Raw genomic sequence first — 25,727 nt, forward strand, 5'->3', positions numbered from 1 at the left:
TGATCTACGCTTTTTTCAGTAAGTAGAAGTAAAATAACACACCATCTTCTGTATTCTTTACCCCATATTCAGCATCGTGCAGTTCTAAAATATTCTTTGAAATAGCAAGCCCAAGCCCTGTTCCACCTTGTGAACGATGACGTGCTGCATCCACGCGATAAAAACGATCCCAAATTTTATCTAATTGCTCTTCTTCAATATGAGTACCTTTATTTTCAATACACACTTTTATACGATTTTTCTCATCTATTGTAGAAATAATAATATCCTCTTTATTCGGTGTATAACGTATGGCATTCGTAATGAAGTTCACGATGACTTGTTCAATCCGGCCTTGATTTGCGACTACTTCAAATGGACCTATATTTTTATGAACACGAAGTTCTTTTTTCTCTATTTCTACAGAAAGGTGTTCACATATATCTTCAATTACTGTATCGATATAAAATGAATCCATTTTCATTTTATATGTACCTGACTCAAATTTAGCTAACTCAAGCATATCTAAAATTAACGTATCCATTTTATCTACTTCTCGTTCCATCGCTTGAAAATAGTACTCTTTTTTATGTTCAGCTACCCCATCCTTTAAAATAGAAATACAGCTTTTCATAATACTTAACGGTGTTTTTAATTCATGTGAAACACCAGAAATGAATTCCTTCCGCGTCTTTTCTAGCTTTCTTTCCTTTTCAATATCTTGTTCTAGCTGTCCAATATGCGAATGGAGTTTATTCGATAGCGTATTAATATTTTTCGATAAATCACCAATTTCATCTTTTGAAGTAATTGGTATTTTTTCTGTGAAATCTAAATGCGCTATTTTTTTCGTTGTATCATTTATTTTTAGTAGCGGTTTTGCAATTTGTTTCGAGTAATAAAACGAAGCTAGAAAAACCAAAACGACTACAAATGCAATAATGTAAATGTAATAATCTTGTACCATTTGTACAGCCTCATCTACTGGTTGTAAAGAAGCCATCGCATATATATATGCTACTGATCCATCTTTTTCTTTTATTGGCTTAATTAATAATTTATACTTTATATCATTCTTTTCAAAATCCATTGTCTCTATTGTATATCGTATTTTATTGCTTTCTTTTAATAATAAATCAGTTTGAAATTCTTTTATATTATCCAAAAATAAATTGTTTTTATAAATTGGATTTACGGGAACTGTTCCATCAGAAGGCTGCACTTTCGTAATTGTCCCATTTATATTGAAATCGGAATTTTGAGCAACCCTCTTCTTCTCCAAATCACTCAAATTCCCAGCAACTTTTTTTCTTTCCTCATCGATTAAATCTTGTGCTACTTTTGGCTTTTCCTCACTTGCCTTAAGTTCCCTTTCAGCTAACTTCTTACTTAGTGGTTTATTAGCCCAACTCAAACTCCCCTCTGCTGACTGTAAATATGATGTGATGAAACTGTCATTTCTTAGCAAACCACTAAAATAAACCTTTTTTCCTACCAAACTAGGTAGTATCCTACTTTCAATCTCATCTATATTCATGAGGTTATACAGAGGAATAGTGATTGTTTTTTGTCCAAATTGTTTCTCTGCCCAACGCTCTAAAGTAATCTCCACATAAAAATCATCCGCATGTTTTAAATTTCCATTCTGATCTAATGTTGTAATCCACGTGTTATTTTCTCTTAAAAATTCTTGCTCCAGCTTCTGGATTCCATCTGCACTTCCTGCATAATTTAAATAGTTCTTTTCAAAAGAATTTAAATTCACTTTAATATCTTCCACTTTTCGATTTGCATAATATTGTTTGAAAAATATCGTTTGTCCAATAAAAATCGTCGCTAAAATCAACATACATAATGCTGTTGTGAGAGTAAATAATTTTAGTACAATCCCTTTTCTCATACATTCCCCTCAAACTTATATCCAGTTCGCACTACAGTTGTAATGTACTTTGCTTTCTCTCCTAATTTATTTCTTAAATTACGAATATGGCTATTAACCGTTCGATCATCACCAGCAAATTCATATCCCCAAATTCTTGAAATTAATTGTTCCCTTGTTAGTACAATTCCTTGGTTTTTCATGAAATACACCAATATTTCAAACTCCGTATGCGTTAAACTAACATCTACCTCATCAACAGTAACAGTACGTGATGGAAAATGAACGTGGATACCATGAATTGATAACGTATCATCTTCATTCTCTAAAGGTTTCTTCGATGCTTTTCTACTTTCTAATAATCGTTTCGCTCTTGCTAATAAAATTGGTGGACTGTACGGCTTCGTCACATAGTCATCTGCCCCAAGTTCAAAACCAAGTAACGTATCATCTTCATCTACGCGCGCCGTCAACATAATAATAGGCACCTCGGACGTCTTCCGAATTCTTCGGCAAACAGACCATCCATCGAGTTCCGGCAACATAATATCTAAAATAACTAAATCAACCTCTTCTTCTTCAAATACAACTAAAGCTTCTTTCCCGTCCCTTGCTTCAAACACTACATATTGTTCACTTAAAAAATAATCTTTTAATATTTCACGTAAAATCTCTTCATCTTCAACAATTAAAATGTTTTTTGACATAACCTATGTATCCCCCTCTCGCCTTCAGAAACTATAATTTTATTTTGAATAACTAGCAGTTAACTTCGCCTCGATAATATATCTATCCGGTGCATCTCCTATATAATCAAATGGGTAACAAGTTGTCAGTGTTAATAGTGGTTCTTCTTTTTTTATAATAACAGTACGATCATCCGCATGGGTAATCCACGTCTTTTGAATTTCATATGTGTAAGTTTTATTATCATACTCTAAAGTAAGAGTATCCTTTTCTTTCAACTCTCCTAAATCTGTAAATACAGTATCCCGGTGCCCACTTAATACAGTATGTCCCCCTCCAGATGGCGTTGTCGTTAAATCGCTAACAAACATACCAACTCCTTTTTTGAGCGTTGCATCATTCGCTCCCCAATATATAGAAAACTTCTTCTTTATTTTCGGTATATTTAACATTGCTACTTTTTCTCCTTCTTTATGTTCTATTTGAGAAGAAGGCACTTGAGAAGTTACAGGTGTTTCATGAGCAAGTTGAGTATCTTGTATATTTTTAAGATTCTTTATTTCTTCTGCCGTTAATTCTTGCGCAGAGCTTTTTCCTTTATACCATTCCACAGCGTAATATGATCCCATGAATAGCCCTATGGCCATCAATATGATACCGATATAATTGAGTAACTTCATGTTTCATCCCTCCATGCAAAAAATGGTAGGAATAACCTACCATTTTTAATATGTGAAATTATCCCATTCTTTATAGGACAATATTTTATTTACGCCTTAACTTTATTACGACGATTCAAACCAAATAATGTACCTACCGCTACAAGACATGCGCTTAATCCCATCATTGCTACATTATTAGATGCTGTATTTGGTAATTTTTCACCTTTTACAACTGGCTTCGCTACTTCTTTTTTTGCCGCATCTTTTTTTTGTTGCACTTGTGCTTCTTCTTTTTTCCTTACTTCATTCTTTTGTTGCTCTTTTATCGCAGCTTCTTTTTTAGCCATATCACTTTTCTCTTGGACTTGTGCCGCTTGCTTTTTCTCTTCTTCATTTTTTTGCTGCGCCTTAATTGCTTCTTCTTTTTTAGCTTTATCTTGTTGCACTTGCGCTTCTTCTTCCTTTGTTACTGTTCCAGTATCCGCACTTGCTACTGAAGAATATCCTACTGTTAAAAGTGCCATTGCACAGATCGGTAATAGTTTCTTTTTCATTTTATCTCTCTCCTCTTATACGTTTTACATCACTTCGCATCGGATGTATCACTAGAATAAACAAGAGAGATAAATATAAGATGCAGATGAAATATATTTCATTTAAAGATTTCATTGTAGAAAAATAAAAAACATCGCAATATATACGATGTTTTTTGAGTGCGTGTCTCAATATTTACATGTTACTTTCGCGTGTTTCAGAAGTAGAGCGGGCCGGAGCGATAACTAATTGTCTCGGCTCAGTTTTCTTGAAGTGATTTTTGACGTTACACTTACGACGTTGAACAACCCACGCTTTAATAGGATTTGTTAAAATAATCTTTTGCTCTTCGTTAGGGGCCTCTTCTTCCAATCTACAACTTTCGCTCCATTTACGCCATTTCATTGTAATTTGCGAAGAAGAATGATCGTCTTTACGATCAAACAAGTGCAAAAAATCCATTTCTCCAGCTAGCATTACGGTGTTACTAGTCGCTAAAAAAGAAAAGGTTGTCCAACGTTTCTCCATGCCCTCCTACTCCTTCTTCACATATAGAGTGCCTAAAACTTAATTTACCTAAAATGTGCTTGCCTTTTACCTTACACCCCTAGTTTATCCAAAATACTATTATGCAACTATCGATTTGTCTTACAACTACCTTACAGTTTTGTAAGAAACGAAAAAACCTTCACTATATATACGTGAGGGTTTCTTAATTCTTATCTATATGATTTTTCATATTATCAAGTCCAGCTTCTTTGAGCTGTGATATCATACCGTGGGAAATTGCGCCTAATACTAAAGTCATTCCAATTAGTGAAATGCGAATTGCAGGTACATCAATTATGTAAGCCAACATACCAAGAACAATTGTTAACAGCAATGCTTTTATAAATGTTACACTTGTATACTGTTTCTTTTTCATCATAATCACCCTTTGTGGAAGCGTTTTCTTAATGTAATCAGTATATCATATCATCTGATTATTTTGTGGGGATTTTTGTAAAAACCTTATGTCTTCTTTGACTTTTTTCTTTCTATCCTTTACAGTCGAAATGTTCACAAGTTTTACACTGTAGGAGGATTCAAATGAAAATTGAAATAAAAGACACTTTAATTTCTGAAGAACAATTACAAGCAAAAGTAAAAGAACTAGCACTTCAAATCGAGCGTGACTTTGAAGGAGAAGAAATCGTAGTAATCGCAGTATTAAAAGGTTCATTCGTATTCGCTGCTGATTTAATTCGTCACATTAAAAACGAAGTAACAATCGACTTTATCTCTGCATCTAGCTACGGAAATCAAACAGAAACAACTGGAAAAGTAAAACTATTAAAAGATATCGATGTAAACATTACTGGAAAAAACGTAATTGTCGTAGAAGACATTATCGATTCTGGTTTAACACTTCACTTCTTAAAAGATCACTTCTTCATGCACAAACCAAAAGCATTGAAATTCTGTACGTTACTTGATAAACCTGAACGCCGTAAAGTGGACTTAAAAGCTGAATATGTTGGCTTCCAAATTCCAGACGAATTTATCGTTGGCTACGGTATCGACTGCGCAGAAAAATATCGTAACTTACCATTTATCGCTTCAGTTGTAACGGAGTAATATAATAAAATAAAGTGAAACTTTAATCAGTGGTTTTTTTCTCCCACTGATTATTAGCCTTCACCAATCGGGCTTTTACGGGCAGTTAATCTCCCACCTGACTTCCTCGTATTCGGCGAAATTTGAGGTGGGAGTCTTACTGCCCGTTAATCGGGGTAAACTTCCATCAATTACTGATGGAAGTTTATTTTCTATCACAATTCGTAAAAGACAAAGGGAGAGAATAAAAATGACAAAGAAAAAATTTGAAAAAGTACTCCTCATCGTAAATCCAAAAGCTGGACAAGGCGACTTACATACAAATTTAGCGAAAATCGTACCACCTCTTGCGGCGAATTTTCCTGACTTACGTATCCTTCATACGAAAAAACAAGGTGATGCAACAAAATATTGTCAGGAGTTTGCTAGTAAAGTAGATTTAATTATCGTCTTTGGCGGTGACGGAACTGTATTTGAATGCACAAACGGCTTAGCTCCTCTTGAAACTAGACCTACACTTGCAATTATTCCAGGCGGAACTTGCAACGACTTCTCTCGCACACTTGGTGTTCCGCAAAACATTTCAGAAGCGGCAAAACTTATCACAAAGGAACACGTAAAACCAATTGACGTTGCAAAAGCAAATGGACAACATTTCTTAAACTTCTGGGGCATTGGTCTCGTATCTGAAGTATCAAACAATATCGATGCAGAAGAAAAAGCAAAACTTGGAAAAATCGGCTACTACTTAAGCACAATTCGAACTGTAAAAAATGCTGAAACATTCCCAGTTAAAATCACTTACGACGGACAAGTATATGAAGATGAAGCTGTTCTTGTTATGGTTGGAAACGGTGAATATCTTGGTGGTATTCCCTCCTTTATTCCGAACGTAAAATGTGATGACGGTACACTTGATATTTTCGTAGTTAAGTCAACAGGCATTCAAGCGTTTAAAGATTATATCGGAAAGAAACTATTTGAAGACTCAAATGAAAATGATATTTTCCATGTAAAGGCGAAATCCATTCATATTGAAACAGAAGAAGAAAAAGAAGTAGATACAGATGGCGAAAGTTCACTTCATACACCGTGTCATATTGAATTGTTGCAAGGGCACTTTACGATGATTTATAATCCTGCGGTTGTATAAGAAAAAACGAGTGCTATCACTCGTTTTTTCTCTTCTAATCTAGTTATGTTGTTGAATCATTTCTTGTATTTCTTTAACTCTCTCCAAAGTAATTCCATTTCTTTGTTCGATCGCTAAAGGATGCTCGGTTGGCTCTAATTCAACATACGGCGCCATTCCTACTTCTCTTATATGTACATTTGTTTTTAAATTTAGTGTTTCTGGATAAACTGGTATTTCTACAGATAACCAACCAAAGTAAGGATCACTATTTTCTCGGCCTCTTTCATCCCACTTCTCTAATACTTCATCATAACTTTCTTTACTAAGTGATGCCCACACAGTCCAAATGAAATTTTCGTGATAATCAATTATAGGAATCTCTAAACATCCTCTAATAAAGTAATGTTCATCGTCCATTACACAAAGATCTGATGTTAAATGGAACCGTCCCTCTCTTTCATGAGGCGCCACCTCGTAATAATAATATGGCGCTACACTTTCGTAGCATAAAGGAAGTGTAAAACGATTCATCTGTACTTTTTCTCCAGATTTTCTTCTTCTTTTCATTTGTTATTCTTTCTCCTATCCTTTTCAGTCACAATCAAATTCCACCCAATTTTTCCAATGCGTATTAGCATTTTTATTCACAATAACACTTGGATCTTTCTTCTCTATTGCAGCGGCTACTGATTGGAAGAATTCATTTTCACTTACTTTTTCTTCTTCAACATGTTTCCATTCTTCCGTTTCATAAGCTACTTGCCAGTCGCCTTCTAAACCAAACTCTTCTAAAATTTCTTCTTTATCCCACCATAATAATTCTTTAGCTTCATCATTAGTAGCAAGCATACGCATGAAGTATGTTGGATACTGCTCTGTCGTTTGTACTTCTATTCCATTATTCGCATAATCTTCTTCTGTAAATTGATATTCAAAATGATGCTCACGAATCTTTAAACTGCCGTTATAAATATCCAGTATAAATTCACCTTCATCATCAAACAACTCATAATCGCCATCATTTAATTGCAAAATACCATCATCACCCATTGAATGAGTAATTCTATCTCCATATACTTGAATATCATTAAATACACCTAATGAACCTGTACCAACAAATTGAAACACCATTAACCAATCCTGATTCTCTTTAAAGAAAAGAAAGAATTTCACTTGTGAAATATCCATATTTTCATTATCTAAGATAGGAAATTCATACTTACTTTGCTTTCTATCTAATAACCTTAAAATATCTTTTTGCACATTTATCACCTTTTCATTAATATTATCTAACATTTACCGTGCTCTCATGCAGCTGAAAAAATTCCTCTTTCATTGAGTAATAAAAACTCTCAATCTGTTACTTGAAAAACTTCAGAATCTATATTTAATATTTTTTATAAATCTTGATGATTAAAGTTATCTTTTAGACCATGCGTATGATAATTAGCATGGATACCATCAATATCTTCTGCTAATATGCTATGCATGTACCATCCATGCTCTTGTAGCATATTTTCTTCCCATGCATCTGAATCCTCTTCTAACTCTTCATTAAGTAAATTCGGATCATACCACACATCTTCGTAATCTCCATCAATTAAAAATCTCCAACCAGGTGGTAACCCTAAATACTTCTTTATTTCAGGTGCCCATTCATCAATATGTTGAACGTGTAAAGGAAGAAAGAAATCTTCTTCTGTCCCCATTTCTTCACCAGCCCAAATGTACCAACCTGTCGTTCCGTTTTCTACAGGCATTCGTAACCCATTAATTGGAACGGTACCACTTTTCACATTTTGCGCTATCCCTAACTTAAAGTTATCTGGTGATTCTACATACTCCGCCTCATATTTTTCACATATGCGTAGTTGCTCTTTTATGCATTTCTTCATCCTCTTAGCATACTCCTCAATTTTTGAAATATAGATTTCTTTGGCGAAGCACTCTCTAACTTCCATACCCCACACGGATTATAAAATGGATCCTCTTGTTCATAACGACTATCTATATAATGAGATAAAAGATACACTGGAGCATCTTCTTTGAAACTAATTGTATCTCCATCTTTCAAATTAGGTTTTTCCAATATATTATGTAGGTTAAAATCATTTAATAAATCTACAGCTACTTCCGGCTCTATTCCTCCGTCTAAAACAACGTCTGGTAGATTAAATGCTTGCATTCCACATGAATAATAACCGTCCTCTTCATCTCCAACTAAAGTTACAAGATGTGAATACATAGGAAAGATTTCCTTATCCTCTGCAAGCCCTTGCCATTCTTCTTTTGAATAAGCTACACCTGCTGTTTCAACTTTTAAAGCAAGTCCACCTGCATTTAAAAGTTCCATTCCTACATCAATTACTTCTTGTAACCTCTCTGTATCGTCAACTTTTGCAATAACATACACTGTATAAGTATGCTTCTCCAAATCCCGAAGCAATTCTTCATCAAAACGCTCACCACTTGCATAGAAGAAAGCCTCTCTCAAAGAAGGATCTTGTTCATATATATCGATTTCAAAGCCAATCTCCTTCTCCTTATGGTGCATACTATTCCCTGCTAACATATAGTTACTTTTACTCACAACTTCTTGTATTAATTCTGTTCTATCTTTCCATAAACCAGGTACTCCAATAACGATTTGTGTCTCCATTAACATGCTCCCTTTTCAATTAAAATCACTACAATATTTTGAATGATAAAAAAGCATAGCTGAATTACTAAGCACCTTCTACTAATCTTCTTTAAAACCCTTAAGAAATACGTAGTAAGCATTTCTTATATATATTGCTCTATATTAAATCCTAGTTATTTCTATATTGTATTTTATACTACCTATTAATTAGCGCTACTTACTTTCATTAAAAATCTAATGAATTCTAGAAAGAAACTCAACTAAAGAACATAAGGTTTTAAAGAAAAAATATCTATTCCGACTCTTTATCGACACTTTTCGATTTTCTATTTCATAATCACTCAAAATGAATTACAATATATTCATACAAAAAGATATCGTAAACTAAGTGTAATATCTACCTTGTTTATTAGTATTAAATAAACAAAAAATCCCGTGTCCAAACTCAACACGGGATTTTTTCATTTACTAACAATCCGAAAATAAGCACGAACCGTCAACAAATAATAACCAATATAAATAAAGCTATACACGCCAATGCTAATTAACAACGGAACTGCAATTTCATACGGAATAACTGTCGCTAATCCTTTCAGCGCAAATACAGTGTGTAATATACCAAGTACTAAAGGAGTGAAGAAGATAAATCTCATTTGTTTTGCGATTGCCTTTTTCATTTCTTTTTTCGTAACACCGAGTTTTCGAAGAACGATGTACCGTTCACGGTCTGCATGCGCTTCTGTTAATTGTTTGAAGTAAATGATAGACCCTGTTGCAAGTAAAAATACTAGACCTAAGAAAGTTCCACTAAACATCATTAAACCTGACGTTTCAATACCGCTGCGGAATATCGTATAGAAATCGCTGAATTGCTCTCTTCCTTCTGCATCTTCTTCCGGTATTACTTTCTTTAATTTCTCTGTTAACACTTTACTATTTCTTTCATCTTTCACATCAATATTTTTCACAGTATGAGCTCCAATTGTCTTCTTCGCTTGCTCATACACTTCATCCGGAACGACAAATAGAAGTTCATATAAGTTTGTAATGTTTTGTGCTTGGACATCTTTCACTTGTACCGGTGCTGCTTCTCCAATTGGGAATATAGCTTTTCTCCCTTTATATACACCACTATCTCTATTTCCTTCACTATACATAGCATCAAATGCATACGCTTCGGTCTTCTTTAAAGACACAGTTTCTTCATTCAAATATTTTGCTATTCTATTAAATGCTGACTGTGCGATTATTTCAGTTGTTCTTGCATGTAAACTATCTTTATTTGAAATATCATCACCGTATTCACCTATCACTTTTACTGTCTCTAACTCATATTGATGAATGACTTCATTCTTTTCTTCTTTTAAAATCTCATTCACTTTACGATCCACATGATTATCTTTCATTTCATATGAATAACTAACTGGCTTATATTTTTTCGCCTGCATATATGTGTTGTAATACATTGTTACAGAAGTTCCAACCGCCGTTAAAGTTACTGCACTTAATACTGCAATCGTCGCTAACGATTTCGCATTTCCTTTAATGCGGTATAGTAACTGCGATGTCGTCACAATTTGCATTCCGTTATAGAATGAAGATTTTTTGTTTCGCACTCTTTTTAATACAAAAATAGTAAAGAACATAAATAATAAATACGTTCCAAGTACTGTTGCTAATAAAATGTAAAGAGCAAGTGGCATAAAGTTATCACTGTTTGCATTTTTAATAGCCGTTACTGATAAGAAATACCCTGATCCAATTAATAATATAGAAATGATAGCCATTATTTTAGAACCTTTTGGCATGACTTCGCCTTCGTTATCTGCACGGAATAGCTCAATTAACTTAAATTGATAAATAACGCGGTACCCTTTAAACGATGTGTATAAAATAATGAAACAAAAAATAACTGCTGTATCTATAACCGCTCCAATCGGTACTTCAAAGTGAACTTTTACACCTAACTCCATCATATTTACAAGTAAATTCAGGAACCCTTTTGAAAGTAAACTACCTATTATAATTCCGATTACTAACGATAATAACCCCATTAACATGTTTTCATAAAAAAGCATTTTACCTATTTCTTTCTTTCGAATACCAAGTAAAGAATAAAGACCTATTTCTTTCTTACGTTTTCGTGTAAAGAAACCATTCGAATATATAATAAATATCGTAACAAAAATAATGAGCATTACACTCGCAAGCTGGAATCCTCGTCCGATGTTATCTCCAGCTTCACTTATTTGTGAATTGTATTGCAGCGCCTTAAATGTAAAATAAATGACGATGCTAAAAATCATAGACGCAAAGTATATAAAATAATCTTTAAAATTTCGTTTTATATTACGAAGCGCAATGCTAGATAAGCTCATTTATAGCACCTCCAGAAATTGAAGACATCACATCAATAATTTGTTGGAGGAATTGTTTGCGTGTCATATCCCCGCGGTGTAATTCTTTGTATAACTTGCCATCTTTAATAAATACAACACGTTTACAATAACTTGCCGCAAATGCATCATGCGTTACCATTAAAATTGTTACACGATCTTTTTCGTTTAATGTTTTCATGCTTTCTAATAAATCTGTCGCTGACTTTGAATCAAGTGCACCCGTTGGCTCATCCCCAAAAATCATACTTGGATTTGTTACAATCGCTCTTGATGCTGCACAGCGCTGTTTTTGTCCACCTGATGCTTCATACGGATATTGATTTAAAATATGATCTATTCCAAACTTCTTCGCAATCGTCTCGACTCGTAATTCTACTTCTTTCGCCTTCACTTTTGATAAAGCGAGTGGCAGTGCAATATTTTCTCGTACTGTTAACGTATCTAACAAGTTATAATCTTGAAAAATGAATCCTAAATGATTACGACGAAATAGCGCCAATTCATCATCATTCATCTTCACAATATCTTTTCCATCAATTAAAATCTCACCTTTTGAAGCTGTATCAATGGTAGAAAGGACATTTAAAAGTGTCGTCTTACCAGAACCAGACGGTCCCATAATACCGACAAACTCTCCTTCTTTTACCTGTAAATGAATATCTTTCAACGCTTCAAACGTATTCCCGCCTGTATCATATATTTTCGAAATCCCTTTCGCCTCTAACATTGTTTTCATCTATCTGTACCTCCTGTTATGATTCTTGATGTCCTCTTTAAGCAACAGAATTCAGTATAGATATATTTTCTTAACAAATAGTGCTATGGTTTCTTAAGGTTTTCTTAAAAAGAAAAATCCAAAGCCGTAACAACCAACTTTGGATTTACTATTATTAAAATATCAAATTACACTTCGAACAAAAAGGAGCAGAATTCCCTTTTCTAATTTTCGCATTACATTTTGGACAATATACATATTGCTCTTCTATCTTTTGCCGCTCTAGCATATTTAAGGATACTATTCTCATACTACACATAATCCCAATTAATATAAGGCTAACAATGAGTAGCATATCTCTCACTCCCCTCTATATTTTACCATAAAATAACAAACCCGATTCTCTCATCTAGAATCGGGTTTATACTTACAGTCCTAACTCTGCCTTCGCACCATCAGGAATTTTATCTACATCTATTTGCACTTTATCGTGTAAAAACTTCCCTCTTGTAATTACATGCCAATACGATCCTATCGGTAATTCATCTACCCCATTAATCGTAACTTCTTTTACCTCTCCTTTTTCATCATAAGCTTTTACTGTATACTCACGACCTTTATTTCCATCTAACTCTTTTCCATCATTATCGATCACTGCATAACGATATTCTAAATCAAGAAATGGGTTCATTCGATCAATTGTAGCACTCCCATTTAATAAATATGCCGCCCCTGCTACAATCACAAGTAATGATCCTAAAATAAATCTTTTCATCTATATTCCGCCTTTCATTATGTTTTTCAATAAGACCTTTCTAAGTATAGAGAACCTTTCTTAATAAAAACTCGTACAGTTTCTTAACTTTTTCTTAATGTAACAGGGCTGTGCATCAGCACTTCGATAAATAAAGCCATATTCATAATAAAAGGAGGCTGCCGCCTCCTTTATTTACTCATCACTGTATTCCTTTTTTGTCTGTATAAATAAAACACACTCACAATCACTGCGATGATTCCTCCAAAATACACTCCATACTCTATCGCAATCGCCACAATACTTTCAATATGTTGTCCAAATATAGAACCAAGCACAAAGTAAACGAGCGTCCAAACAAAGCCTGTCGTATAGGAATATAAAACATACGTCTTAAATGACATGTTATTCATTCCAACTAAATACGGCACGATATGTCTTACAACCGGTATGAAATAACTCGTAATTAGTGCGTAATGTCCGTATGCCTCGACCATTTCTTGTGATTTTATAAAATACTTCGCCTTCTTCTTTTTCATTAATTTATGGAGTACTTTTGTCCCAAATATTTTCCCTAATATATATCCTAAAGAAAGCCCGGACACAACGCCTAAATATGTTAATAAAAACGCAGGAATAACACTTAATATACCTAATGAAGATACAAATCCTCCGCTCATCACAATCATTTCATCTGGAATTGGCATACCGATAATTCCTAACCATAAACAGAAAAATAATGCCCAATACCCGTACTGTTCAATGTATGATAATAATTCATGTAATTCCATTATGCATACGCTCTCCTTAGCTCTTTTTTACAGCTAAAGACGTAAGCTGGCGGGAAATTGAGCCACACCTTTTCTAATGTAATTTCAGGGAAGAAATGCTGTATAAAGCCTTTTTTCACAAGTGAATATTGAAATGTTATGAATTCCCCATTCTCATGTATCGCTTCCATTGCATTGTTTAAAATACGTTTTGAAACTTCTTCTGGTAAAGAAGTAAAAGGCAATCCTGATAAGACGTAATCAATGCATTCTATATTGAACTCTTCCATATACTTCTTTATATTTTCAGCTGAACCATGTACAACAATGACGTTCTTTTCATCTTTAAATTTTCTCTTTAGCTCTTTGCAAAACACTTCATTAATTTCAATAAGAAGAAATATTGTTTCCTTCTTCTTTCTCTTCATAATTTCTTTCGTAAAGACTCCTGTACCAGGACCTAACTCTACAATGCATTTCGCTTTATTAAAATCAATTACATCTACCATTTTCTTTGCTAATATTTTTGAACTTGGTGCAATTGCACCAGTATGTTTCGGATGTTTAATAAATTCATGTAAGAATGTTATGAGTTGCATGTAAACCTCTCCCCATTCGATCAATAGTTTTTAACTTGTGTCTAAGTATAACTAGCGTTTCTTAATAAAAATTGAGGAGATTTCTTAAGATTTTATGAAGAATAAAAAACAGCCACCGCCTATAGCGATAGCTGTCCCCTTATTACTTCGCACTCACAATCTTATAATAAGAGCGAACTGTTAAGAAATAATATCCGATATAAATAACGCTGTATACTCCGATACTAATTAGAAGCGGAATCATAATTTCAAATGGTAGTATGTTCCCTAAACCTTTTAATGCAAACAAACTGTGTAGAATTCCGATTACTAACGGAATTGCAAAGATAAAGCTCACTTGTTTTGCAATAGCTTTTTTCATTTCTTGTTTCGTTACACCGATTTTATGAAGGACAACGTAACGCTCACGATCTGCACTTGCTTCTGTTAGCTGCTTGAAGTAAATAATAGAACCTGTTGCTAGTAAGAATACAAGTCCCAAGAACATTCCGATGAACATCATTAGTCCAGTTGCTTCAAGTCCCATATGGAAACCAGTATAGAAGTCTCTAAATGGTGGTGCCATTTCTGATTCACCAGCTGGCATCACTTTTTTTAATTTTTCTGTTAATAATTTACTGTTTCTTTCATCTTTTACATCAATATTTTTCACAACACGTGTTCCAAATGCTTGCTTCGCTTGTTCATACATTTCATCTGGAACGACAACAACTAATTCACCTAAATTCGTAATTGCATTATTATTTGCACCTTGGATCTTCAATGTCTTCGTTTCATTTCCAATTTGGAATACCGCTTTATTTCCTTTATATTCAGGGCTAAACTCATACCCTTCAATATAAGAACTATCATATATAAAGGCTTCACCAGCAGCTACATTCACTGTTTCCGCATCGATTTTTTGCGCAAGTTTGTTGAATTCAGATTGAGATATAAATTGATATTTCTCTGAGATACTGTAGTTCATATTAAAGATAAAATCGACTTTAGCTCCTTCAAACTTTCCTTTTACAGGAACCATCTCAACTTCAAATTGATTTTTTACAGGATGATTTTCTTTCTCTTCAGCAAAAATCGCATTTACTTTCTTATCTAGTTCTGCATCTTTCTTCTCATAAGAGTAGCTGTATGGTGCAACTGCTTTTGATTGTGTAAATGTGTTGTAATACATCGTAACTGACGTACCAACTGCTGTTAATGTTACCGCACTTAAAATAGAAATTGTCGCAAGTGACTTTGCATTCCCTTTAATACGATATAGTAGCTGTGACGTCGTTACCATATTCATACCGTTATAAAACGATGATTTATTATTTCTTGCACGTTTCAATACGAATACAGTAAAGAACATAAATAGTAAGTACGTACCTAATACTGTCGCAAGTAAAATATAAAGTGCAATTGCCATAAAGTCTGCATACTTAACTGCCTTCATGAACATTAATGCTAAGAAATAACCTGAACCGATTAAGAAAACTGAAATTAATGCCATAATGACTGATCCTTTTGGCATTGCTTCTCCTTCACGTTCCGCACGGAAAAGTTCAATTAATTTAAAGCGATAAATTAAACGATATCCTTGGAGCGATGTATATAAAATAATCACAAGGAAAATAATTGCTGTATCAATAATGGCCGCCATCGGTACTTCAAAATGAACGTTTAAGTTTAATCCCATCATACTTACTAATAACTCAAGGAATAATTTTGAAAGGACACTACCAATCGCAATCCCAATTACTAATGACATTAATCCCATTAACATATTTTCATAAAAGAGCATTTTACCAATTTGTCTTTTACGAATACCTAATAACGAATATAAGCCAACTTCTTTTTTACGTTTACGTGTAAAGAATCCGTTCGAATATATAATGAACACTGCTACGAAAATGATAAGCATCACACTTGAAACTTGAAACGCACCGCTAATTTTTTTAGAGGCTTCCGCTGCTTTTTCCATTTGTGAATTATATTGCAGTGCTTTAAATGTAAAGTAAATGACGATACTAAAAATCATAGATGCAAAATATACAAAGTAGTCTTTAAAGTTCCGCTGTATGTTGCGGAGGGCAATGCTAGATAAGGTCATCAGCCATACCTCCAGAAATAGAAGACATTACGTCAACGATTTTTTGGAAGAACTGTTTACGCGTCGATTCACCGCGATGCAATTCTTTATATAGTTCACCATCTTTAATGAAAATAACTCGTTTACAATAACTCGCTGCAAATGCATCATGCGTTACCATTAAAATGGTAGAGTTATCATATTCATTTAACGACTTCATACTTTCAAGTAAATCTGTCGCTGATTTAGAATCAAGCGCTCCAGTTGGCTCGTCTCCGAAAATCATACTTGGATTCGTAACGATTGCACGCGATGCGGCGCAGCGCTGCTTTTGTCCACCAGATACTTGATATGGAAACTGACTTAAAATATGATCGATACCGAACTTTTTCGCAATTTCAAGAACACGTCGATCAATTTCATTTGCCTTTACTTTCGATAAAGCAAGAGGTAACGCAATATTCTCTTTCACTGTTAACGTATCTAATAAGTTATAATCTTGGAAAATGAAACCTAAATGATCGCGGCGGAATAACGCTAGCTTATCATCATTCATCTTCACAATATCTTTTCCATCAATTAAAATTTCACCGTTCGTCGCATTATCAATTGTAGAAAGAACATTTAGTAAAGTCGTCTTACCAGAACCAGAAGGTCCCATAATTCCAACGAACTCACCTTCTTTTACTTGTAAGTTAATACCTTTTAACGCTGCAAATTTATTACCACCCGTGTCGTACACTTTTTCAATATTTTTTGCTTCTAACACTGTTTTCATCTCGACATCCCTCATTTCTTCTATTCTCTATTTTCAACTATATACACTCTCTACTCTTGCCACTATCGATGTTTCTTACACAAACATGACAGTTATGTAAGACGCATAAGTAAAGATATAAAAATTTAACCTACTGAACAAAAGTACTTTGTTACTATAACATTGGGATATCATACCATCCATTCATTCTCCTTACAGGAACATTACAATTTTGTAAGGTAAAAAATGCACCTACAAAGTTGTGCACGAAATGTCGGATGGGGTTATTTCGTTCCTGCTATTCTATGTACAGAGGAGGTCATAGTATGGATTCACTTAAAAATATGAATGCAGCAATGCACTATATTGAAGATAACCTTACGAATGAAATTGATTTTAAAGAAGTTGCGAGGCTAGCTCTCTGTTCTGAGTATCACTTTAAAAGAATGTTTTCGTTTTTAGCAGGTATATCACTATCTGATTATATTCGCTGTAGACGTCTTACTCTTGCTGCTTTTGAACTAAAAGATAGCAATGCAAAAGTCATTGATGTCGCTATAAAGTATGGGTACAACTCACCGGATTCTTTTGCACGTGCCTTTCAAAACTTGCACGGCATAACACCTTCAGAGGCCCGAAATAGTAGCCATTCTTTGAAAGCTTATTCACCAATGACCTTCCAGTTATCGATCCGAGGAGGAAATGAAATGAACTATCGAATTGAAGAAAAAGAACCATTTCAAATCATTGGTATTACAAAACGAGTACCGATTGTGTTTAACGGTGTAAATGCAGAAATCGCTTCTATGTGGAAAAGTTTAAATCCAGAGTCTATTCAAACATTAAAGTCCCTTTCAAATGTGGAACCAAATGGAATCATTAGTGCTTCTACAAATTTTTCTGAAGGAAGAATGGAGGAAAAAGGCGAACTCGATCATTATATTGGGGTAGCCACAACGAAAGATTGTCCAGAGCAATTCGCGCAACTTGAAGTCGCAACTTCAACATGGGCTATATTTGAAGCTGTCGGTCCATTTCCTGATGCATTACAAAATGTGTGGGGACGTATTTATTCTGAATGGTTCCCTTCTTCAAACTATGAACTAGCAGGAGGTCCGGAAATATTGTGGAATGAAAGTAAAGAGATATCCTCGCCGAATTTCAGAAGCGAGATATGGATACCTGTTTTAAAAAAGTAATATAAGAGTCTAAACCTTTTCAAAATAAAAAAGCTGCTCTTCCTTTTTAAAGGAAAAGCAGCTTCTTTATTTTATCCCGCTATTTGCGGGCAGTAAAACTCCCACCTCAAAATTCAGGTGAAGCAAAGAAGTTAGGTGGGAGATAAACTGCCCGTAAACGCCCAATTGGTGAGGGCTAATAATCAGTGGGGATGAACACCCCCCACTGATTAAAGTTTCACTTTATACTTCTTCTCGACTCGTTCTTATACAAGAAAATAGTAATAATCGTAAGTACTATAACAACTACAAAAGTAAATACTCTGTCGTTCAAGATAGTACCGGTACCGATTAACATGGCAGGTATAACTGCCATAATTAAGCCACCAAACATACCGATAAACGATCCTATACTTTGTTTTATTACTTGAGTTTCTGATACCCAATCATAATAACCAAATCGATTATTAATAAAAATTCCCCATACTGCCGAAAAGAGTGAGTATGTTATCGGTGTTATTACGATGAAAAGAGAACTCCAAACATCGAGTTTTAACCCGATTATTAGCAATACGGCACTAATAAGTGATGCAGGTATACTCAATGAAAGATTCATAAGAATTTTACTGTCATAAACCATCTTTGGCGCTATAGGCAATGACTTAATAATCCATACATTTTTTCCTTCTAAAGACAATGACACACATGTTGTACACGTCATTGAAATCGCTGCTGCAATAGCAAATGGAGCAATCTTTTGCAACAAGGGCTCAATTCCAGGGTACGCTATTAATTGACTTGGCCCTACTACAACTACAGCTAACGAGAAAGCTATCGCCATCACGACTCCCATTCCACTATTTATGACATACACTGTAGAAGAGAAGAAACGTTTCAGCTCTTTTTTATACAATGCGACCAATACACTTTCTTTTCTTATACTATTAATCTCATAATTTGAAAGCATATGATAAGTGGAAATCCCTGTGTTTATTTGCTTATATTTTAACGAAAGTATTTTTACAAAAAGATAATACCAACTAACTGATATCCCGACGAATAAGATGAAAGCTATAATATCAGCATGAACAATTGCTTTTTGAAACATGTTAGCTAGTGGATACACTTTAGTTAATTGCTCCGAAACAATTGCACCAATTCCGTTCATATCATTAAGGCTATATTGAGCATTTCCGTTTTTTAGCATAAAGAAACCGAATGTAATAATTACTATAAAACTTAAAATCGTAGTTATTTTATTCGCATTTTTAAATTTAGAAGCGATTGCCGTAATCGCAGCTCCAAAGATTGCTGCAATTGTTGTTGGAATTAAAGATGCTATAAACATACTGATGAACCACATAAAGTAAAAAGAAACTGATTGATTTTCATGTATGCCATAAACAACTCCCATCGGTAGCATGATTATGATTGAAAAGATTGTATTCAGCAAGTATAAATACAAAAATCTACTTGCAATAACAGTATTTACACGAATCGGCAATGACATTAAAAAGTCGTAATCCTTAAAAGCAAAAATTTCTCCATTTGCCTTAAATATAGTGAAAAACAACGTTAATACACTGCTAATAACTAGTGCATAAACGGGAATAATTTCACTCATTCCTAGTTTCACCAATCCATATGCCGAGGCTCCGCAATATAACATTAGCATGACACCAACTAGAGCAATAGATGCTGTCAGCAAAATCTTATTCTGCTTCTTTTTCTTATCTTTTTCATATTTAAAAGTGTTTAGACCGAGCTGCGTTATTAACCGGATTTTTAAAAGTCCTAAACTATTAGTATTCATTAGCAAGCTCCTTCATAAAGAGTTCTTCCAATGAACTTTCCTTTATTAAAGAATGCACTTCCCCTGAAAGTGCTAATTTCCCTCTATTTATCATCGCTATTTTATTACATAACTTCTCCGCTACATCTAAAACGTGCGTAGAAAAGAAAATCGCACTTCCTTTTTCACAAAGCTCTTTCATAATACCTTTCAAAACTACGGCTGCTTTTGGATCAAGACCAACGAAAGGTTCATCTAAAACTAGTAATTTCGGTTTATGTAAAACCGCCGATATAATCGCTACTTTTTGTTTCATGCCATGCGAATAAGAAGATATTAAGTCTCCCAAGTAAGGTGTAATCTCAAAGGCATCCCCATACTTCTGGATCTGTTCTTCCCGATCCTTCGCCGGCACTTTATATACATCCGCAACAAAGTTCAAATATTGAATTCCTGTTAATTGCTCATATAAATCTGGATTATCAGGAATATACGCCATTACTCTCTTACATGCAATCGGATCCTTTTTTACTGAATGTCCATCAATAAAAATTTCGCCCTCTTCAAAATCTATAACTCCTACTAACGACTTAATTGTTGTACTTTTCCCCGCACCGTTATGTCCAATAAATCCAAAGATATCTCCTGCTTTAACAGTAATATTTAAATGATTTACCGCTTTCTTTCCACCTTTGTATGTCTTACTAAAATTTATAATTTCTAACATGTAAAATCCCCCCAAGCCATCTATTTAACTGAATTTTCAGACCTCAAAACAGAAAATTTACTCAGTGAGCTTTTCATTATCCCCACTGAGTATTAAAATCTCTTAACACATAGAAACTATAACTATAAAATTTGATTAATATAGCTCACAATTGTATTTCTTTTTTATATAAAACGTAAGAATATAAATTCGTTATAATAACAGCAACTACTATAATCCCCAGCATCATATAAGATCTCCAATCAGCCGGAGCGAAAACACTTATAATCATAATAATTCCTAAAGCCACAAATACTTTTCCACTAAATCGATGTGTTTTCCGCCACACTTCTTCATTACTTAACGTCCATGGATTACGCATCCCGACAAAAAAGTTTGGCTTACACCGTGGTAAATAATTACCCATTACTAAAAATAAAACACCCACTAATAATTCTGGAACCCGATTAATAAATAAGTTATATCCTAATCCACTTGTAATAATATCTATATTCCCTACAAATAGTAGCAGGAGTACCCCATTATTCATCATCATAAAAGCTTTAGAAAATTTCTCATAATTTGCTTTTCTTGGATCAATCTTAGGTATCACATTTAGAAATATATATAATGCAATCATAATTCCGACCATAGAAATCATTCCGTAAAATTTAGACGAATAGCCATCTACCTTACCGCCGCTCCAATGTGTCGCAATTGTATCCGGCAAATGTGGCCAAGCAAACGCCCAAGCTAAACAAGTTGTAACAATTAATATAATTGCGAAAAGATGTTTTTTCATTTCCCCTCTTCCCCCTTATTTGTAAACGTAAACACCCAAGTCAACAAATCTTGAAAGACAGTTGTGTTTAAAGAGTACACAACGAATTGCCCTCTTTTTTCATCTTGAATAAGTTCAGCATTTTTAAGTGCACTTAAGTGGTGTGAAATACTTGGTTTCGTCATATTGAAATGTTCGGCAATTTCACCAGCGGTTAGATCACCTTCTTTTAATAAGTCTAAAATTTTTCGCCTTGTTGGATCTGCTAATGCTTTGAATGCTTGATTCAATGTCTTTCTTCCTTTCGATAATTAGACATTTAGATATTTATCTAAATGTTAAAATGATTTCAGTTAATTGTCAATAATATGTAAGGCCCTTTTTACTTTTTCCACTTTTAACCTACATTAATTACTTTATAGAGTAAAACTGTAAAGATGGAAGAAATACGAGGGATACAAAATAAAAGAAGCTCTTCTAACTAAAGGAAGAGCTTCTTTTATTTAAATTTTATCATTTTATTAACAAACGAAGAAATCCAAAAGATTATCAAACTTATAATAAAGGACATACCTACTATCGTTCCGAATTCATTTAACCAATAACTAATCATGCTTTCACACACCTAGTTTGGATTCTATTAACTATAATAAGAATTCATCCATTCTTTGTAGAGTCCTTTTGGACAGTTTTATGCGCCATGTCCACTGGAATTTTCGTTTTCCAAGTTCCTTCCGTTCCTCCAATTCTGTTAATATTAATATGGACAGATAAGAAGTCTGGGAATTTTTCACCTTCTAACGTTTCAAAAATCGCTACTCCCTCTGGTTTGTCGTGATTAGCGTATGCCGTTTCAAAGCTCTTTCCTGCTTCATCACTTAAGTAAAAAGTACTTGCCTCTGGTGCATCAGGATTACCAATACGATCTTTTTGATAATTATCGATATGAGTGTTACTAAGAAAATGCAAATATTGCACAGCATTAAATTTCTTATTTTCATAATGTGGACTCTCTACTTGTTTCCCGTCTTCTTTACCATCAGATTTAATATCAAGCCCAGTTGTATTAAATTCATATGGAACGAGCGAACCATCTTGTTGTTCAAAACGATAATAAACAAGTATTTTGGCATCTTGAATTAATATTTCTTTTATATGAAGAGTAATACCATTATCGACTATTTTTTCATTTAGCTGTATAGACTTTCCATCCGCAGCATCCTTTTTAACTTGATCATTAATCATGTCATTTAATTTTACTTCCGACTTTACAAAATAAGAATTGTTTAACGCCATTGTACTCGTCGGTATAACGATAGCCGCTATTAAACCCGCTATTAATAATTTCTTTTTCGTTTTCTTTTTGCTATCTTTTTTATACATTTGACTAAAGGATTGATAAGCATGCTCTTTAACTTCTTTAGGGACCTCTTGTTTCATTGCTTTTTTAAATTCATTTGAAAACGACATTTGAATTAGATTCCTCCTCATCTATTTCTATACTAGACTGATTCCGAATTTTTTCTAACGCTCTGTGAATTCTAGACCTCACTGTACCTATAGGGATTTGTAATAGTTCTGCAATTTCTTCATACGTATAATCGTGGTAAAAGCGATACACGATTACTATTCTAAATTTAAATGGAAGTTCTTGTATCACCGTTAATAACTGCTCTTCTGTTTCTTTTCTTAATAATACTTTTTCGGGAACGTCTACAACTGGATCATCACGTAATTGTTGTTTTTCAAATAAGCGCATCCTCTTCCATATATTTTTTCTCCACTGACTAATCTGTTTGTAAACAATTCCATTCAACCAAAATAGAAACGGTCTAGATTGATCATATGTTGAAATAGATTTCCAAAGTTGAAAGTAAACTTCATTTACGATTTCATTTGTATCATGCCGATTTTTAACTATAGCGAAGACAGTTTCATATATTCTCTGACTCGTTAAATCAAATATAAATTCAAAAGCCTCCTCATCGCCTTTTAATAAACGTTCTATCCAGATATGTATATCTTCATTACTTGCCAAGTAGTGCCCCCTCCTTAACGATGTTCTCACTATATATTGGACAGTAAGCAAAATAAAGTTCCAAATTTCATAAAAAATATATTATTTTTTATGAAATTTCATCTATTTAAAAGGACAATACATTCAGTTATCCCTATAATACTTTTTACTTTTCTCACTTTTAACCTATACTGTTAACTAGCTTATATTTCAACATAATGAAAAGACGTGAAACACATGGTACACTATAGCTACAATTGTTTTTTTGAGGAGGAATATACATATGTATAAAATTTTAATCGTTGAAGACGATCCAAATATTTCATCATTACTGCAATCTCACATTCAAAAATACGGGTACGACGCTGTTGTTACTGAAAATTTTGATGATATTATGGAATCGTTTAACGCCGTGAAACCACACCTTGTTTTACTTGATGTGAACTTACCGAAATTCGATGGATTCTACTGGTGCCGTCAAATTCGTCATGAATCTACTTGTCCAATTATTTTCATTTCAGCGCGTGCTGGTGAGATGGAACAAATTATGGCGATTGAAAGCGGTGCGGATGATTATATTACGAAACCGTTCCACTACGACGTTGTAATGGCAAAAATTAAAGGTCAATTGCGCCGTATTTACGGTGACTATGCACCAAATATTTCTGAGCGTATCGTTGAAGTAGAAGGTTTAAAACTATTCCCTGAACGTCCAGAAATTCACTTCGGATCTGAACAAGTTCTTTTAACGAAGAAAGAAGCAATTTTAGCCGAAATGTTATTATCTAAATTCCCTCGTACAGCGAGCCGTGAAGATTTATTAGCTGCTCTTTGGGATGATGAGAGCTTCGTTGAGGAAAATACATTAAACGTAAACATCACGCGTCTTCGTAAAAAGTTCAATGAGCTTGGTATTGAAAATGCTATTGAAACAGTACGTGGACTTGGGTATCGTTTTAACGCAACTTGGAGTGAATAAGCATGAAGCTATTTTTACGTGATCATTTTACATTTTTTCTACTGTACGTATTAAACTTCGGTATCATTTTCGTTCTCTATGATGCAGTAGATGGATTTCAAAATAATAAGTTTTACTTCATCGTTTTAAGCTTATACTTATTTATTTGTTTCCTTGCTTATCGTTACGTTCGTAACCGTAGAATGTATCATAGATTAAGTGAGCAGCCAGAAAAAATGGAAGATGCGTTTATTGAAAGAGCAACCGCTCCGATGCCTCACGGTGTAAATGAACTCGTGCGTACGCAATACCGTCTCTTCCAAAAAGAACTACAATCGTATGAAGTAAAACAACAGGAACATCAATTGTTCATTAACCATTGGGTACACCAAATGAAGACACCTGTTTCTGTTATGCAGCTTATGGTACTGGAAATGGAAGACGAACATTTAATTCCGAAATTCAAAAAAGAGTTAGAGCGTCTAAACCAAGGACTTGATATGGCTTTATACATGGCTAGGTTAAATAACTTCCATGAAGATTTCCATGTTGAGACGATTTCATTAAAAGATACGGTAACAAAAAATATTAATGGATTAAAAGAACTATTTATTCGTAATGGCGTCTTCCCTGTTTTAGAAGTACATTCTGATCTAAAAGTTGCTTCTGATGCGAAATGGCTAAAATTTATTATCTATCAGTTAATGACAAATGCAGTCCGTTACTCTGGTGAGCGTGGAAAGAAAGTGTTCTTATCCGCTTATCGAAATGGAAAAGACATTATTCTAGAAGTTCGCGATGAAGGCGTTGGTATTCCGCAAGAAGATATTCGAAGAGTATTTGAACCATTCTACACTGGGAAAAACGGTCGTACATTCGGAGAATCTACCGGTATGGGGCTTTATATTGTAAGTAAAATTTGTGATTATTTAGGTCACTCCGTCAAACTAGATTCTGAAGTTGGTAAAGGAACGACGATTAAAATCATCTTCCACAATGCTGCGAATAATCAAGCAGAGAATGTAGAGAAGGTGACTGAATCATGATCAGAACATATGCTAGCAAAATGTATGAGAACTCACTCTCATACATTTTTTGCAATAAAACTACATATTTC

The 25,727-nt window shown here is 34.1% G+C and carries 28 protein-coding genes and 1 pseudogene; 5 read left to right on the plus strand and 24 right to left on the minus strand.

Going from position 1 to position 25,727, the window contains the following annotated elements:
- Positions 1-4: 4 nt before the first annotated feature.
- The 6 genes from ACUN26_RS20645 to ACUN26_RS20670 all read right to left on the minus strand — a co-directional run bounded on the left by ACUN26_RS20645 (position 5) and on the right by ACUN26_RS20670 (position 4,669).
- Positions 5-1,879, minus strand: coding sequence for a sensor histidine kinase (locus tag ACUN26_RS20645; RefSeq protein ID WP_001225352.1), 1,875 nt, complete (start codon positions 1,877-1,879; stop codon positions 5-7).
- Positions 1,876-2,565 carry a response regulator transcription factor gene (locus ACUN26_RS20650; RefSeq protein WP_000041867.1) on the minus strand — a complete coding sequence of 230 codons (690 nt, stop codon included), beginning with the start codon at positions 2,563-2,565 and terminating at the stop codon, positions 1,876-1,878. Before ACUN26_RS20650 ends, ACUN26_RS20645 begins: the two co-directional genes overlap by 4 nt.
- Before the next feature lie 39 nt (positions 2,566-2,604).
- Entirely contained in the window at positions 2,605-3,225 is a 621-nt protein-coding gene (locus ACUN26_RS20655) for a class D sortase (RefSeq protein WP_000771583.1), read from the minus strand.
- A gap of 89 nt (positions 3,226-3,314) precedes the next feature.
- Complete coding sequence (locus tag ACUN26_RS20660; RefSeq protein WP_000728020.1) at positions 3,315-3,761, minus strand: LPXTG cell wall anchor domain-containing protein; 447 nt, start codon at positions 3,759-3,761, stop codon at positions 3,315-3,317.
- A gap of 175 nt (positions 3,762-3,936) precedes the next feature.
- Positions 3,937-4,269 (minus strand): hypothetical protein, encoded by a 333-nt coding sequence (locus ACUN26_RS20665; RefSeq protein WP_000415609.1) that lies wholly within the window; start codon positions 4,267-4,269, stop codon positions 3,937-3,939.
- 184 nt (positions 4,270-4,453) lie between these two features.
- Positions 4,454-4,669, minus strand: coding sequence for a hypothetical protein (locus ACUN26_RS20670; protein ID WP_002039823.1), 216 nt, complete (start codon positions 4,667-4,669; stop codon positions 4,454-4,456).
- A gap of 161 nt (positions 4,670-4,830) precedes the next feature.
- On the opposite strand from ACUN26_RS20670, the gene hpt reads away from it, so the two are divergent.
- Positions 4,831-5,358 carry a hypoxanthine phosphoribosyltransferase gene (gene hpt / locus ACUN26_RS20675; RefSeq protein WP_000687583.1) on the plus strand — a complete coding sequence of 176 codons (528 nt, stop codon included), beginning with the start codon at positions 4,831-4,833 and terminating at the stop codon, positions 5,356-5,358.
- 229 nt (positions 5,359-5,587) lie between these two features.
- Entirely contained in the window at positions 5,588-6,490 is a 903-nt protein-coding gene (locus ACUN26_RS20680; RefSeq protein ID WP_000162588.1) for a diacylglycerol/lipid kinase family protein, read from the plus strand.
- 39 nt (positions 6,491-6,529) lie between these two features.
- On the opposite strand, the gene ACUN26_RS20685 is transcribed toward ACUN26_RS20680, so the two are convergent.
- The 12 genes and pseudogenes from ACUN26_RS20685 to ACUN26_RS20740 all read right to left on the minus strand — a co-directional run bounded on the left by ACUN26_RS20685 (position 6,530) and on the right by ACUN26_RS20740 (position 17,199).
- Positions 6,530-7,039 (minus strand): DUF2199 domain-containing protein, encoded by a 510-nt coding sequence (locus ACUN26_RS20685; protein ID WP_000830223.1) that lies wholly within the window; start codon positions 7,037-7,039, stop codon positions 6,530-6,532.
- A 24-nt stretch (positions 7,040-7,063) separates the two neighbouring features.
- Positions 7,064-7,768: a DUF7003 family protein gene (locus ACUN26_RS20690; protein ID WP_000886479.1), complete on the minus strand. Its 705-nt coding sequence runs from the start codon at positions 7,766-7,768 to the stop codon at positions 7,064-7,066.
- A gap of 104 nt (positions 7,769-7,872) precedes the next feature.
- Positions 7,873-8,367 (minus strand): annotated as a pseudogene (locus ACUN26_RS20695) (immunity protein Imm33 domain-containing protein); the annotation flags it as partial.
- A complete protein-coding gene (locus tag ACUN26_RS20700) occupies positions 8,364-9,131 on the minus strand; it encodes a DUF4261 domain-containing protein (protein ID WP_000449854.1) in 768 nt (255 codons plus the stop codon). The pseudogene ACUN26_RS20695 and the gene ACUN26_RS20700, both read right to left, overlap by 4 nt.
- Before the next feature lie 443 nt (positions 9,132-9,574).
- Positions 9,575-11,491 (minus strand): ABC transporter permease, encoded by a 1,917-nt coding sequence (locus tag ACUN26_RS20705; RefSeq protein ID WP_000059453.1) that lies wholly within the window; start codon positions 11,489-11,491, stop codon positions 9,575-9,577.
- A complete protein-coding gene (locus ACUN26_RS20710; RefSeq protein WP_000855628.1) occupies positions 11,478-12,248 on the minus strand; it encodes an ABC transporter ATP-binding protein in 771 nt (256 codons plus the stop codon). The genes ACUN26_RS20705 and ACUN26_RS20710 overlap by 14 nt, the downstream gene beginning before the upstream one ends.
- Before the next feature lie 154 nt (positions 12,249-12,402).
- On the minus strand, positions 12,403-12,582 hold the full coding sequence (locus ACUN26_RS20715) for a hypothetical protein (protein ID WP_000924677.1): 180 nt from the start codon (positions 12,580-12,582) through the stop codon (positions 12,403-12,405).
- Between the two features lie 72 nt (positions 12,583-12,654).
- Positions 12,655-13,002, minus strand: a complete 348-nt coding sequence (locus tag ACUN26_RS20720; RefSeq protein ID WP_000819389.1) for a YxeA family protein — start codon at positions 13,000-13,002, stop codon at positions 12,655-12,657.
- 170 nt (positions 13,003-13,172) lie between these two features.
- Complete coding sequence (locus ACUN26_RS20725) at positions 13,173-13,772, minus strand: DedA family protein (protein WP_000418929.1); 600 nt, start codon at positions 13,770-13,772, stop codon at positions 13,173-13,175.
- Positions 13,772-14,350 (minus strand): class I SAM-dependent methyltransferase, encoded by a 579-nt coding sequence (locus ACUN26_RS20730; protein WP_001176051.1) that lies wholly within the window; start codon positions 14,348-14,350, stop codon positions 13,772-13,774. Before ACUN26_RS20730 ends, ACUN26_RS20725 begins: the two co-directional genes overlap by 1 nt.
- Positions 14,351-14,492: 142 nt before the next feature.
- Positions 14,493-16,442, minus strand: a complete 1,950-nt coding sequence (locus ACUN26_RS20735; protein WP_000176171.1) for an ABC transporter permease — start codon at positions 16,440-16,442, stop codon at positions 14,493-14,495.
- On the minus strand, positions 16,429-17,199 hold the full coding sequence (locus ACUN26_RS20740; protein ID WP_000859652.1) for an ABC transporter ATP-binding protein: 771 nt from the start codon (positions 17,197-17,199) through the stop codon (positions 16,429-16,431). The genes ACUN26_RS20735 and ACUN26_RS20740 overlap by 14 nt, the downstream gene beginning before the upstream one ends.
- A gap of 305 nt (positions 17,200-17,504) precedes the next feature.
- Between ACUN26_RS20740 and ACUN26_RS20745 the strand changes: the two genes are divergently transcribed.
- A complete protein-coding gene (locus tag ACUN26_RS20745; RefSeq protein WP_000377674.1) occupies positions 17,505-18,377 on the plus strand; it encodes an AraC family transcriptional regulator in 873 nt (290 codons plus the stop codon).
- Positions 18,378-18,594: 217 nt separating this feature from the next.
- On the opposite strand, the gene ACUN26_RS20750 is transcribed toward ACUN26_RS20745, so the two are convergent.
- The 6 genes from ACUN26_RS20750 to ACUN26_RS20775 form a co-directional block, all read right to left on the minus strand.
- Positions 18,595-20,169, minus strand: coding sequence for a putative ABC transporter permease subunit (locus ACUN26_RS20750; protein WP_001095675.1), 1,575 nt, complete (start codon positions 20,167-20,169; stop codon positions 18,595-18,597).
- Positions 20,159-20,875: an ABC transporter ATP-binding protein gene (locus tag ACUN26_RS20755; protein ID WP_000889768.1), complete on the minus strand. Its 717-nt coding sequence runs from the start codon at positions 20,873-20,875 to the stop codon at positions 20,159-20,161. Before ACUN26_RS20755 ends, ACUN26_RS20750 begins: the two co-directional genes overlap by 11 nt.
- A gap of 145 nt (positions 20,876-21,020) precedes the next feature.
- On the minus strand, positions 21,021-21,656 hold the full coding sequence (locus tag ACUN26_RS20760) for an SdpI family protein (RefSeq protein ID WP_000716344.1): 636 nt from the start codon (positions 21,654-21,656) through the stop codon (positions 21,021-21,023).
- Positions 21,653-21,925 carry an autorepressor SdpR family transcription factor gene (locus tag ACUN26_RS20765; protein WP_001070532.1) on the minus strand — a complete coding sequence of 91 codons (273 nt, stop codon included), beginning with the start codon at positions 21,923-21,925 and terminating at the stop codon, positions 21,653-21,655. Before ACUN26_RS20765 ends, ACUN26_RS20760 begins: the two co-directional genes overlap by 4 nt.
- 367 nt (positions 21,926-22,292) lie before the next feature.
- On the minus strand, positions 22,293-23,105 hold the full coding sequence (locus ACUN26_RS20770) for a DUF4179 domain-containing protein (RefSeq protein ID WP_000010522.1): 813 nt from the start codon (positions 23,103-23,105) through the stop codon (positions 22,293-22,295).
- Positions 23,089-23,673, minus strand: a complete 585-nt coding sequence (locus ACUN26_RS20775) for a sigma-70 family RNA polymerase sigma factor (RefSeq protein ID WP_000157855.1) — start codon at positions 23,671-23,673, stop codon at positions 23,089-23,091. The genes ACUN26_RS20770 and ACUN26_RS20775 overlap by 17 nt, the downstream gene beginning before the upstream one ends.
- A 262-nt stretch (positions 23,674-23,935) precedes the next feature.
- On the opposite strand from ACUN26_RS20775, the gene ACUN26_RS20780 reads away from it, so the two are divergent.
- Positions 23,936-24,631 (plus strand): response regulator transcription factor, encoded by a 696-nt coding sequence (locus tag ACUN26_RS20780; protein WP_000276732.1) that lies wholly within the window; start codon positions 23,936-23,938, stop codon positions 24,629-24,631.
- A 2-nt stretch (positions 24,632-24,633) separates the two neighbouring features.
- Complete coding sequence (locus tag ACUN26_RS20785) at positions 24,634-25,656, plus strand: sensor histidine kinase (protein ID WP_000765359.1); 1,023 nt, start codon at positions 24,634-24,636, stop codon at positions 25,654-25,656.
- Positions 25,657-25,727: the final 71 nt, after the last annotated feature.

The sequence above is a fragment of the Bacillus sp. WC2503 genome (assembly GCF_052682895.1).